The following is a 12368-nucleotide window of genomic DNA, read 5'->3' on the forward strand; positions in this document are numbered from 1 at the left end:
CTTGCCGCTCCCAAGACCCGGGTTTCATAACCGGGGACCGCATGCGCTGACGGTTGTGGGAAACCTACCCCAGTAAACTCCCATCACTCTATTCGGCGCTCATTCAAAAACAATATGCCAATCTTTTGCCACATCTCTTGACGCGGCGCGCGATATGTGCTAATCTTCTGGCACATCCGAACGTTGGAGTCGCCCCATGCCAAAGATGATCGGCCAGGGTCTCAGCCGCCGCGAGCGGGAGATTTTGGATGCGCTGTACGAACGCAATCCCATGTCCGTGTCCGAAGTGCGCGAGGCGATGCCGGAGCCGCCGACCTATTCGGCCGTCCGGTCGCTGCTGCGCATTCTCGAAGACAAAGGCCACGTGCGCCACAAAGAAGACGGCAAGCGCTATTTATATCTCCCCACCCTCGCGCCGCAGACGGCCGCTCGGACGGCGCTGCGTCAGGTGGTGCAGACGTTCTTCTCAGGAAGTCTGGAAAGCGCCGTCAAGACGTTTCTCTCCGACCGCGACACGGAGATTTCCGACGCTGAATTGGATCGGCTTTCGCAATTGATTGCGGAGGCTCGCGCCGAGGAAGGAGAACCACCCCATGGGTAACAGTGATTGGGGAAATTACAAGCTATTTATCCAGGTCCTGTGCTTTCTCGCGAAGTTCGATCTGTGGAGGCTGATCACGCATGACTTCTGGACTTTACAGGCAAAAATCTGCCTCATTGCCGGGGTTGCGCTGCTGCTGGTCCGCGCCATGCGCGTTCAAGCCTCCGCCGCGACTCGATATATGGTTCTTGCAGGCGCAATGATCGCTGCCTTCAGTCTTCCCATACTCGCCTTGCTGCCGTCATGGACGCTCGCGACGATTAACCGAACTCTTCCCGCGCAGGAGTTTCGGATTCCCATCGGGCCGACCATCAAGGTCATCACAGTCTTCGACAAAAACGGATCGCATACCATCACTCAAGCATTTTTTCAGCCCATGGAAGAAGTGATGAAGCATCATCCGAATACCAGCACTACTGTGTCTCCGAACAGACTTCCTCAATTCACCACATACACAGGCAGCGGCTACATTACTCCGCTCGGAGTCGTGGAACTCCTCGCGCAAATTATTGGAATGGGGTTGATCACCCGACTGGTCGCGATGATGATTGGACTCAAGCTCCTGGCGAATCGTTCTCAGTCGGCCGCGACCAGTATACGCGAATATCTGCCACCAAAAATGGAGCGAGTTCAGATTCGTCTGGGAGGCGACGCGCCGATGACATGGGGATGGCTGCGGCCAATCCTGCTGCTGCCAGGTGACGCCGCGCAGTGGCCGGCGGAGCGTTTGCGCGCCGTCATTCTGCATGAATGCGCCCATATTGCCCGCCGCGACTGGCTGACGCAGACGCTCGCGCAGTTTCTATGCGCGTTCTTCTGTTTCAATCCGCTGTTATGGATTTTGGCGAAGCAGATGCGGAAGGAAGCGGAGATCGCGTGCGACGACGCCGTGCTGCTGGCCGGCATATCCGCGCCGGACTATGCGTCCCATTTGCTCGATGTGGCGCGGTTATTGAAGAACGCAAAACGAAAGGCGGCAGGAGCAGTCGCCATGGCCTCGCATTCGGAAGTCGGCGACCGTCTCGCCTCTATTCTGGACAAGAATCGGCTGCGAACGCTTACGGACGCAGCGACGCGTCTGGATAATCTCTGCGTTGTCGCAATTGTCATGCTGATCTTGGGAACGAGCAGCATACGCTATCTTCCCAATGCAAAATCGCCGTCGCCAGTCCGAAATCCTAATGCAAATGGAGACATCAGCCCACGGCGATCCGTGAGCTGATGTCTTCGTGGCCTCGGACGGTGTTGCGGCCGGCGTTTTTGGCGGCGTAGAGGGCGAGGTCGGCGCGCTTGACGATGTCGATCGAGGACCGGGCGTCTTGCGGAAAGGTCGCGAAGCCGAGGCTGACGGTGACGTGGACGGTGGGCTGGGCGTCCGGCGCGGCGCCGCCTTTTGTTTCGTGATCCTGGACCAGCGTGAAGCGAGTTTCGGAGACGCTTTTGCGGATGCGTTCGGCGATCAGGCGCGCTTCTTCTTTCCCCGTTTCCGGGCAAAGCACCACGAACTCCTCGCCGCCATAGCGTGCGGGGCGGTCCGCGCCGCGCAGGCAGTTCTGAAGCACTACAGCGAGCTGGGCCAGCAGGGCGTCGCCCGCCGGATGGCCGTAGGTGTCGTTGAAGTTCTTGAAGTGATCGATATCGAGCAGGATCACCGAGAGACGATGGTTGTACCGTTCGGCGCGGTTCATCTCACTGACCAGGTTCTGCTCAAACTGGCGGTAGTTGTCCAGGCCCGTTTTGGCGTCCCGGAAGGCCAGGAACTGGAATCCCTGCTGGAGCAGGGCGCGCTGCAAGGGGAACGAAGCGCGGGCGACGAGCTGCTCTAGGCGGCGCAGGCCCTCTTCATCCAATCCCTGCGGCAGATCGTATCCGACATATAGCATCCCTAGCAATCCCTCAATACAGGTCAGAGGAACGCAGGCGAAGGAGCGGACACGCTGATCGAGCGTATACAGCGGCGGAGCCGGCTCATCGGAAACCCGGCTGGCCTGGGGCGCGTAGAACGCCGGCGCGGTGGCGCCGGGCGCCGCGTTGTCGTCGAGCGCCCACTGATCGGCGCGGGCGTCGGCGAGGCGGATCGATGAGATGAGGGGCAGGCGATCGCTCGGGCTGCTCGCGGCGCGCAGCTCCAGAATATCGCCGCCGTCGCCCTTCAGATACACGGCGCAGACCTGGCAGCGCGTGATCTCCTGGACGTTAAGCAGGATCAGATTCAGCGTCATATCCAGGTCGAACGCCGAATCCATCATCTGAGACATGTCGAGCAGAGTCTTCATCTCACGCGTGCGGCTGCTGAGGCTCAGATAACGATCCTCAAACTTCCGGTGCAGCAGAGCCACGAACGCGGCCACGGCGGGAAAGCTCAGCGCGATCCCGGCCGACATGGGGCCGAAGCCGCGCGGCAATTGGAAATAAGCCGCCGTGAGATAGAGAGCGGCGATCAGAAGACCGACGAAAAAACCGAAGCGCGCGCGGCTGCGCATCGTCACGATCAAGATCGGCAGAAAAAGCAAAAAGACGAGCGGAGAGCGCACGCCCCCGGTCACCGAGACCAGGGCGATCGACGCCAGCGAAGTCCACAATTTATTGATGCGCATTGGTTTCATTCCGGATCGGCGCCAGCGAGCGTCGATCCGAAATGATTTCGGATCACGCCGCCGGCCTGCGGGCCTCCAGCCAAGATTGGGCGCGCTCGAGCTGCGCCTCCACGGCCGCCTTCCCCGTGCCGCCATAGGCGGCGCGGGCGTCGGCGCTTCCGCGTGGACTGATCAAAGCGGGCGCATCCACCCCCGTAAACAGAGGCGACGCTTCCGCGAGATCATCGGCGCTCAAATCTTCCAGCGCGCGGCCTTCGGCCACGCAGCGTCCGACGATCTTTCCTACAACTTCGTGCGCCTGCCGGAACGGCAGTCCCTGACGCACCAGATAATCCGCTAAATCCGTGGCTGTGGAAAAATCGCCGTGGAGCGCACGGGCCATGCGCTCGATCTTGAACGCGATATTTTCCAGCAGCGTATGGAGCACCGATAACGAGATCGACGCAGTGTCCAGGGCGTCGAACAGCGGCTCCTTGTCCTCCTGCATGTCCTTGTTGTAGGCCAGCGGGAGTGACTTCATGATCGTAAGCAGGGCGGTCAAATCGCCATAAACGCGTCCCGTCTTACCGCGAAGAAGCTCCGCGACATCGGGGTTCTTCTTCTGCGGCATGATGCTGCTGCCCGTGGTGACGTTGTCTCCCATCTCCACGAAGCCGAACTCCGGCGAGCTCCACAGGATCAGCTCTTCACTGAGCCGCGACAGGTGCATCATCAGGATCGCGACGGCGCTGACGGTCTCAATGGCGAAGTCCCGATCCGAAACGGCGTCCAGGCTGTTCTCGACGACACCCGCGAAGCCCAGTTCCTGGGCGACGAAGTGGCGATCGATCGGGAAGGTCGTTCCCGCGAGGGCTCCCGCGCCCAGGGGCAGCATGTCGGTCCGCTTCCATGCGTCGACCAGCCGCTCCCGATCCCGCGACAGCATCCAGAAGTACGCTAAGAGATGGTGCGCCAATCGCACCGGCTGCGCATGCTGCATGTGGGTGACGCCCGGCAGCAGCGTGTCCAAATTTTGAGACGCCAGTTCGATCAGACGGCTCTGCACGCGCTCTGCTTTCCCCCCCAGGTCCGCGAGCGCGTCTTTGACGTAGAGCCGAATGTCCGTGGCGACCTGATCGTTGCGCGACCGCGCGGTGTGGAGTTTCCCCGCCACAGGCCCGAGCCGCTGCGTGAGCAGCGACTCAACCGCCATGTGGACATCCTCCGCTCCGGGGTCCAGCGCAGCGGTTCCTGTTTCCAGATCCGCCGCCAGCGTCTCCAGACCCGCGACGATTGTTTGCGAGTCCTCTGCGGGGATTATTCCGCACTTTCCCAGCATTTTCACATGCGCCAAACTGCCCTGAATATCGTAGGGCCAAAGGCGGCGGTCGAAGGACAGGCTGGCGTTAAATTGATGCACCAGCGCATCGGTCTCCTGGCTGAAACGCCCGGCCCAGAGCTTGGGGGCGTTATTGACGGCTTTATCTGACATGACTGACTTTGTCCTTTGGGGAGTGTTCAAATATTTCGCGCGCGAACTCGCGCACCTTAGCGGTGAACGCCTCGGGGGCGTCCAGGTTCGCGATATGCCCGCCGGGAACGGTCGCCGCGCGCGCGTTTTGGGCGGCTCGGACGAATACGCCTTCGGCGCTGCGATGGACCCAGTCGCGGTCGCCGTTCAGGATCAGCGCGGGACCATCGTAGCGGCCCAAAGCGGCAACGAAGTCGCGCCCTGTCAGGGAAATTACGGCGCGGGCGGCCGATTCCCAGTGGCAGCCGGCCGCGACAATGGACTCCGCGAATTCCGACGGCAGCCGGCCGCGCACCCAGCGTTGAAAGCGCCGGGTCAATTGCGCTTCGCGATGGCGAAAGGTCCAGGCTTCGCCGCGCAGCACCAGATAGCAAACGTGGCCGCGCGCGTCGAACGTACTGCCCGAAACGATCAGGCCGGCCAGAAGATCGGAATCACCGCCGGCAATCGTCACGCCAAGGCAGCCGCCCAGCGAGACGCCGACGAGCAGCGCGGGACGGCCCGCAATATCGCGAAGAAAGCGCTGGACGTACTCAAGCGAGTCGTCCCAATCGTATTCGGTATGGGAGCAGCTTCCATGTCCCGGCAGGTCCAGGGCATAGACGCGAAATTCGTCGGCGAGAGCCTGAAGCTGCATGCCCCAGGCTTTGCGCGTATAGCTGGCGCCGTGCAGAAAGACGATCGGGGGCGCGTCCGCTGGCCCGGCGGCGTCCACGCCGAGCCAATGCGCGATGTTCGGCGGTCCCGCCGCGTCCATCGTCATCGCTTAGAGCACCAGCGACATGACGGCTTTTTGCGCGTGCAGGCGGTTCTCGGCCTGATCGAACACGACCGACTGCGGGCCTTCCAGCACATCCGCCGTGATCTCCTCGCCCCGGTGCGCGGGCAGGCAGTGCATCACCAGCGCGTCCGGCTTCGCAAGCGCGACCAGCTCCGCATTCACCTGAAACGGCGCGAAGATCTTCAGGCGCTCCGCCGTTTCTTCTTCCTGGCCCATCGATGTCCAGACATCGGTGTAAACGGCGTCGGCGTCCCTGACGCCCTCGGTCACATTGTCGGTGATGGTCAGCGTCGCGCCGGTTTCGGCGGCGCATCCCAGCGCGACCTGCCAGAGCGCCTCATCGGGCTCGTAGCCCTTGGGGCAGGCGATGGTGAAGTCCACGCCAACCTTCGCGGCCAGCAGCATCAGCGAGTGCGCCACGTTGTTGCCGTCGCCAACGTACGTCATCTTGAGGCCCGCCAGCCGTCCCTTGCGCTCCCCCAGCGTCTGGAAATCGGCGAGCGCCTGACACGGATGCTCCCGATCGCTCAGGCCGTTGATCACGGGGATACTGGCGTACTCGGCCAGATCCAGCACCGTCTGGTGCGCGAACGTCCGCGCCATGATCCCATCGATCCAGCGATCCAGGTTGCGCGCGACATCCGGAACGGTCTCCCGGACTCCCAGACGCCCTTCCAGATAGATCGCATGGCCGCCCAGCTGGGTCATGCCCGCCTCGAAGGTAACGCGCGTGCGCAGCGACGGCTTTTCAAAGAGCAGCGCCAGGGTCTGCCCCTGCGCGAATTGCGTCTGGGTGACATCGTACTTGTTCGCCTTGAGCCGGGCCGCAACATCCAGGATCAGCATGATCTCGGCGCGCGTCAATTGTTCGATGCCGATAATGTCGCGGCCGCGCAGGGCGTGCTGGCTGAGGACATCGGCGATCGGGGAGACTCCGACGGGAGCCGCCATGCGCTGCGAAGTGACGGGAGAGAAGTTCTGCTGCGCGCCATCCCCATCCGGACACGTCTCCGGCAGCGGCCGAGGCAGCACGCGCATCACGAGCGCTTCGCCATACGGCGTCGAGCGCTCCGACAGGAGAAGCTCGTAACCGCGGCCGCCGTAGGCGACCGTGATCGCGCCGGTCGTCCCCGGCGCGGCGGGGGAGTTGATCATGCTCCGATAGCGCGCCACCAGCGGGAGCAGAAAATGCTTGGGAACGGTCGTCGCCTCGCTGAACGAGCCCCACGCCAGATGCGCCACGCGCACATCGCCTTCTCGCGGCTCGATATGCACTTCCACAACCTGCTCCTTCAGCGCCTCCTGAAGGATCTGAGTCGCCATGCGGATGATCGGCGAATCGCCGCCGCCATGCGTTTCCAGGTCCGTCGGATCCTGCGCATTTTGCAGCAATGAGATTTCGGCGAGCAGCGCCGCCTCGCCCGCGCCGGCCTTGGTCAGCGCGGCGGAGATCGGGCTGTCCTCGAGACGCGTCAGCGCCACCAGCAGATGCTCGGTGCCGATATACGATTCGTAGAGCGATTTCGCCGCCGCGTCCGCCAGATCCAGAACGCCCGAGGCTTCGGTTGTCAGCGGCCGCTCGCGGCTCGCCGACAGCGACAGCGGCAGATCGTGCTCCACGCTCTCCCCTTCGCCCGCCATCTGGTCCGCCGCCTTGGTCAGCGCCTCGACATTGACGCCCAGACGCGCCAGCACATAATCGGCCACGCCTTCCGTCTCGCCCAGCAGCGCAATATAAATATGCTCCGGCGTAATCTCCGCATGCGACCGCCGCGCCGCTTCCTGCTGCGCCGAGAATAGCACCATCCGCGCGTTAAGGGTCAATTGTTTAGACATCGTTGTTTTCTCCGGGGTGGGACCTATTTATCCGCGTTAGTCCCTATTCCCCCGGCGCTTTAGCGCGCTTTTCCCCTTTTTCCCAACAAGCCGCTTCGCGGGGGAAAAGGGGTGCTGATCACTGCCGTCCATTCACTCGTTACATGACCGTGAGGAGATTGCTTGCGTATGCCGAATGCTCCTCATACATACTTGTCGAGCGAGAATGGCTTCAATGAATAGCTCCCCTTTTCCCCTGCGAAGCAGCTTGTTGGGAAAAAGGGGGAAAGCGCGCTAAAGCGCCGGGGGAATAGGGATGAGCGCAAGGCCCATACACAGCCTACTTCCCGATCTCGCCCCGCACCTTCTCCGTCGTCACGCCGTGCTCCGCGAGCAAACGGCCCGCCGCGCCTTCTTCCTCGCGGACCAGGCCCAGCAAAATATGCTCCGTGCCGATTTCGCCGGCGTTGTTTTCGCCCGCTTCCTGTTCGGCCAGGGCCAGCGCCATTTGCGCGGCTTCGGTGAACTCCAGTTTCCAGACCGGCAGCAGCGCTTCGCCGGACTCCGCGCCGGTCTCGATGTCGCCTTGCAGCACATCGAGGTCGACGCCCAGGCGGGTGATGATCGCGCACGCGACGTTTGTGCGCAGCGCCAGCAGGCCGAGCAGCAGGTGCTCGGTGTCCACTTCGTTCTGCCCGAAGCGACGCGCTTCTTCTTTCGAACGATAAATCACGCCGGCGGCGCTCAGTGTCAGGTTATCCCCCATGGCAGGCATTGTTTCGTTCCCTTCTCGGTTCCCAGCGAACATTGGACAGAATGAATTAGATCACGGCCGATAAAATTTCCACCGCGCGATCGACATCCTCTTTCGTGATGACCAGCGGCGGCAGCAGGCGCAAAATGTTGTCCCCAACGGCGTTGATAATCAATCCACGCTCCAGCGATTCGGTCAGCACCCGGCGCGCGTCCGGCTGCACTAATTCGACACCGATCAAGAGACCCAGGGCTCGGATTTCTTTGATCTTGCCGCGCAGCGGCGCTTCATTGAGGCGATGCACGAAGTAGGCGCCCATCGCATAGGCGTTCGCCAGCAGGTGCTCTTCCTCGATGGCTTCCAGCACGGCCAGCGCCGCGCGCGCCGCCAGGGGGTTGCCGGCGAAGGTGCTTCCGTGGTCGCCGGGAACGAGTGTGGTCGCCGCCGCGCCCCGCGCCAGACACGCGCCGATCGGCACGCCGCCGCCCAGCGCCTTCGCAAGCGTCATAATATCGGGCGTGACGCCGTAGTGCTCGTACGCCCACCACTTGCCGCTGCGCCCGACGCCCGTCTGGATCTCGTCAAAGATCAGCAGCGCGCCGAACTTGTCGCACAGTTCCCGCGCCTCTTGAAGAAACTCTTTGTGCGCCGGATAGATCCCGCCTTCGCCCTGCACGGGCTCCAGCATGACCGCGCAGGTGTCCTCATTGACCACGGCGCGCAGCGCTTCGATGTCGTTGAAGGGCACATACGAGAATCCCGGAACAACGGGAGCGAACGGCGTCTGGTACTTCGGCTGCGCGGTCGCGGTCACGGTGGCGAGAGTCCGGCCATGGAACGAACGGTTGGCGGTCACGATCTGAAACTTCGTCGCGCTCCCATCCTTCTTACCATGCTTGCGGGCGATCTTAATCGCCGCCTCGTTGGCCTCGGCGCCGCTGTTGCAGAAGAAGACGCGCTCGAAGTCGCTGATCGAGACGAGTTTGGCCGCCAGACGCGCCTGCGGCTCGGTCAAATAGAGATTCGATGTATGGATCAGCGTCGCCGCCTGCTCCTGAATGGCGCGCACCACGCGCGGGTGGCAGTGCCCCACCCCGTTGACCGCGATGCCCGCCAGAAAGTCGAGATACTCCTTGCCCTTCGCGTCCCAGACCTTCGCGCCCTCGCCGCGCACCAGGGTCACCGGGAGACGCGCGTAGGTCGTCATGACGTTGTCACGGTCCCAGGCGCGCGCCTGCTCTTCATCCACCGCCGGAGCGATCCGCCCCGTTTCCGAGTCCATCGTATAAAGCGCTTGTGTCATAAATCTTTACCGTCGAATCATCGTCCCGATCCCTTGATCGGTGAATACTTCAATCAAAAGAGCGTGCGGCAGCCGGCCATCGATAATATGCGCACGCTCGACGCCGCCGGCGATAGCCGCGACGCATGATTCAATCTTGGGGATCATCCCCTTGTCCACCACGCCGTCCGTAATCAGCTGGCGCGCGTCCTTCACGGTCATCTGTGAGATCAAACTGTCTTTGTCCGCGAAGTCTTGATAGATCCCCTCGACATCGGTCATCACGATCAATTTGCTCGCCGACAGCGCCGCCGCCAGCTCACCCGCAACGGTGTCCGCATTGACATTATAGCTCTCGCCCTCGGCGCCGATTGCGACGCTGGAGATCACGGGGATATACCCCGCCGCCGACAGCGTGTGCAGCAATTCAGGATTGATCTTGACCACGCGTCCCACAAACCCGATATCGCCCTTGGTCGTCTCACGTTCGGCGACGATCAAGTTTCCATCCTTGCCGCTCAACCCCACCGCCTGCCCGCCCTGCTTGTTCAGGTGCGCGACGATGTTCTTATTCGTCTTCCCCGTCAGCACCATCTCGACGATCTCCATCGTCTCAGCGTCCGTGACGCGCAGTCCGCCGACAAACGCCGGCTCTTTGCCCATCCGCTGCATGGCGTCGCTGATCTCCGGCCCGCCGCCATGAACCAGGATCGCATTGATCCCGACATAACGCATCAGAATAATATCCTGCATTACAGCGGCCTTCAATGTCTCATCAATCATGGCGTTCCCGCCATACTTAATGACAATCGTCTTGCCGGAATATTGCTTGATATACGGCAACGCCTGGATCAGGACTTCGGCCGCCTGGTTCGGTTGTTTTTGGTTTGGCATTTGTTATGATTCCGAAGATGCTCCCGGCCCCACGGGAATTAAGATGCCCCCCGGCCCCCACAGGGGTGCAGACCATAGGGGCGAATACGTGATAATCTGTTCTTCAGAGGCTTCGATGATTTTTGTCAGCACACCTGACAAATCGTTCAAAATTTCGTTATTACGAAAACGAATAACTCGACAACCATAGGATTGTAAAAACAGTGTTCGCTCCGCGTCATATTCTTCACGCCCCTCATGCACACTCCCATCCACTTCGACCGCAAGTTTACATGACGGACAATAAAAGTCGATCACAAATCGACCGAAAGGATGCTGAGAACGAAAGCGCAAGCCGTTCAACTTCTTTCCACTAATCGCATTCCATAAGCGCTGTTCCATCGGCGTCATCTCGCGACGCATTTGTTGCGCCGCCGCAAGAACCACCGGATCGGTCACAGGCAATCGCTCCAAGTAGCCTTTGCCATCAAAACCCATCTCAATTCCTCAAATCCATCACGCCAGCATTGCTATGGTCTGCACCCCCTGTGGGGGCCGGGGGGCATCTTCACGCATACAATATGCGATCATGATCTGCGCCAGAAAAACCATCATCAGGCGTTTCCATCGGCATCGCGGCGATGCTTAAGAGGATCTCTAATGACGTTTTTGCTCGATCTTCAGGCGAAATATAATTATTCTCTTCAGGATCCGTCCACGTTACCTTTAAATGCGTCCCTTCGGCCAGCGTCACTGGAGCTAGCGGGCGCAACACTCCTGCCTCATATACTACTTCCACCGTCGTTGTCATGGCTTTTCTCCCATCACAGTTCGTTTAGGTATGATACTCCGCGTTGATCTTCACGTAATCATAGCTGAAATCGCAGGTCCAGACGGTGGCGGTTTCGCCGCCCGCTTGGTGAAAGTCTACCAGAATTTGGACTTCCTTGGCTTTCATGGCTTCGGAAACGACGTAGCCGTTGAAATCCGTCGGCATGCCGTCGCGGTAGACGGTAGTGCCGGCGAGGGCGATTTCGACTTTTTCGGGCTCGAAGTTGACGCCGGCGCGGCCGGCGGCGGCGAGGATGCGGCCCCAGTTGGGGTCGTTGCCAAAGAGCGCCGTTTTGACGAGCGGCGAATTGGCGATGGTCTTCGCGACGGAGCGCGGGAAGCCGGCGCGGTGCTCGGGACTGATCTCGCGGCCGTTGGCGGCGAAGGCGCTGGCGATGTGCTCAGGGACGGCGACATTCTGCACGGTCACTTCCACCAGCTTCGTGGCGCCCTCGCCGTCGCGGGCGATCTCTTTGGCGAGGTGCAGGCAGACGCTGAAAAGCGCCTTCTCGAACTCGCGGGCGTCGGCGCTTTCCAGGCTATCGATAATCTTGTTGCCGGCGAGGCCGTTCGCCAACACAAGCGTCATATCGTTGGTGCTGGTGTCGCCGTCCACGGTAATGGAGTTGAAGGTGTACCAGGCCACCCGCCGCAGCATCTCCTGAAGAACGGGCTGCTCGATCGCGGCGTCGGTGGTGATGAACCCGAGCATCGTCGCCATGTTCGGCGCGATCATGCCCGAGCCCTTGGCGATGGCGCCGAGGCGTACGGTCTTACCGTCCAGGGTGAACTCGACCGCGACTTGCTTCGGGAAAGTGTCGGTGGTCATGATCGCCTGCGCGGTGTCGTCGCACTCTTCGCCGTGCAGCTTGCCGGCGGCGTCGACGATCCCCGCGATGATCTTCTCCATCGGCAGCTTATGGCCGATCACGCCGGTGCTGGCGCTGAGCACGCGCCGCATCGGAACGCCGAGCGCCTCGGCGGCGTGCTGCACCATCGCAACGGCGTCGGTGAAGCCCTGATCGCCGTTGCAGGCGTTAGCGTTGCCGCTATTGACGACGATGGCGCGGGCCAATCCCTCTTCCAAATACGCCTGATTGCTCACGACGCACGGCGCCTTGACGACATTCGTGGTGAAGACGCCCGCCGCCGCCGCCTCGACATCCGAGACGATCAGCGCCAGATCGTTGCGCTTCCGCTTGATGCCGCAGTAAACGCCGGCGGTCTTAAAACCTTGAGGGGCGACGATGCCGCCCGGAATAATGTCCATGTACGATCACTCCAAAATCCGGCCAGAGCCGAAGAAATTCTTTGCGCCATTTTG

Annotated in this window: 12 protein-coding genes and 1 pseudogene; 2 read left to right on the top strand and 11 right to left on the bottom strand. The window is 61.4% G+C overall.

Features of this window, described 5'->3' with window-relative positions; all coding sequences use genetic code 11:
* Positions 1 to 196: 196 nt before the first annotated feature.
* Positions 197 to 601 (top strand): BlaI/MecI/CopY family transcriptional regulator, encoded by a 405-nt coding sequence (locus D5261_RS03465; protein ID WP_119323380.1) that lies wholly within the window; start codon positions 197 to 199, stop codon positions 599 to 601.
* Positions 594 to 1823, top strand: coding sequence for a M56 family metallopeptidase (locus tag D5261_RS03470; RefSeq protein ID WP_119323381.1), 1230 nt, complete (start codon positions 594 to 596; stop codon positions 1821 to 1823). The genes D5261_RS03465 and D5261_RS03470 overlap by 8 nt, the downstream gene beginning before the upstream one ends.
* Here D5261_RS03470 and D5261_RS03475 read toward each other — a convergent pair.
* From D5261_RS03475 to argJ, 11 genes and pseudogenes are all read right to left on the bottom strand, one after another.
* Positions 1798 to 3198 carry a GGDEF domain-containing protein gene (locus D5261_RS03475; RefSeq protein WP_165864454.1) on the bottom strand — a complete coding sequence of 467 codons (1401 nt, stop codon included), beginning with the start codon at positions 3196 to 3198 and terminating at the stop codon, positions 1798 to 1800. The genes D5261_RS03470 and D5261_RS03475 overlap by 26 nt on opposite strands.
* Positions 3199 to 3250: 52 nt before the next feature.
* Positions 3251 to 4669 (bottom strand): argininosuccinate lyase, encoded by a 1419-nt coding sequence (gene argH, locus D5261_RS03480; protein WP_119323383.1) that lies wholly within the window; start codon positions 4667 to 4669, stop codon positions 3251 to 3253.
* Positions 4659 to 5471 (bottom strand): alpha/beta fold hydrolase, encoded by an 813-nt coding sequence (locus tag D5261_RS03485; protein ID WP_119323384.1) that lies wholly within the window; start codon positions 5469 to 5471, stop codon positions 4659 to 4661. Before D5261_RS03485 ends, argH begins: the two co-directional genes overlap by 11 nt.
* A gap of 3 nt (positions 5472 to 5474) precedes the next feature.
* The gene (gene argF, locus D5261_RS33330; RefSeq protein WP_354673121.1) at positions 5475 to 6440 is read right to left on the bottom strand and encodes an ornithine carbamoyltransferase; all 966 of its coding nucleotides are present in this window, start codon (positions 6438 to 6440) and stop codon (positions 5475 to 5477) included.
* 345 nt (positions 6441 to 6785) lie between these two features.
* A pseudogene (locus D5261_RS33335) lies at positions 6786 to 7325 on the bottom strand (Clp protease N-terminal domain-containing protein); the annotation flags it as partial.
* 319 nt (positions 7326 to 7644) lie between these two features.
* The gene (locus D5261_RS03495) at positions 7645 to 8079 is read right to left on the bottom strand and encodes a Clp protease N-terminal domain-containing protein (RefSeq protein ID WP_165864455.1); all 435 of its coding nucleotides are present in this window, start codon (positions 8077 to 8079) and stop codon (positions 7645 to 7647) included.
* A 46-nt stretch (positions 8080 to 8125) separates the two neighbouring features.
* The gene (locus D5261_RS03500) at positions 8126 to 9361 is read right to left on the bottom strand and encodes an acetylornithine transaminase (protein ID WP_218025700.1); all 1236 of its coding nucleotides are present in this window, start codon (positions 9359 to 9361) and stop codon (positions 8126 to 8128) included.
* Positions 9362 to 9367: 6 nt separating this feature from the next.
* Complete coding sequence (argB, locus tag D5261_RS03505; RefSeq protein WP_119323387.1) at positions 9368 to 10234, bottom strand: acetylglutamate kinase; 867 nt, start codon at positions 10232 to 10234, stop codon at positions 9368 to 9370.
* Positions 10235 to 10237: 3 nt separating this feature from the next.
* The gene (locus tag D5261_RS03510) at positions 10238 to 10711 is read right to left on the bottom strand and encodes an endonuclease domain-containing protein (RefSeq protein WP_119323388.1); all 474 of its coding nucleotides are present in this window, start codon (positions 10709 to 10711) and stop codon (positions 10238 to 10240) included.
* 70 nt (positions 10712 to 10781) lie between these two features.
* Positions 10782 to 11024 (bottom strand): antitoxin family protein, encoded by a 243-nt coding sequence (locus D5261_RS03515; protein ID WP_119323389.1) that lies wholly within the window; start codon positions 11022 to 11024, stop codon positions 10782 to 10784.
* Positions 11025 to 11048: 24 nt separating this feature from the next.
* Complete coding sequence (argJ, locus tag D5261_RS03520) at positions 11049 to 12314, bottom strand: bifunctional glutamate N-acetyltransferase/amino-acid acetyltransferase ArgJ (RefSeq protein WP_119323390.1); 1266 nt, start codon at positions 12312 to 12314, stop codon at positions 11049 to 11051.
* Positions 12315 to 12368: the final 54 nt, after the last annotated feature.

This window comes from Capsulimonas corticalis (assembly GCF_003574315.2).
Lineage (GTDB): Bacteria > Armatimonadota > Armatimonadia > Armatimonadales > Capsulimonadaceae > Capsulimonas > Capsulimonas corticalis.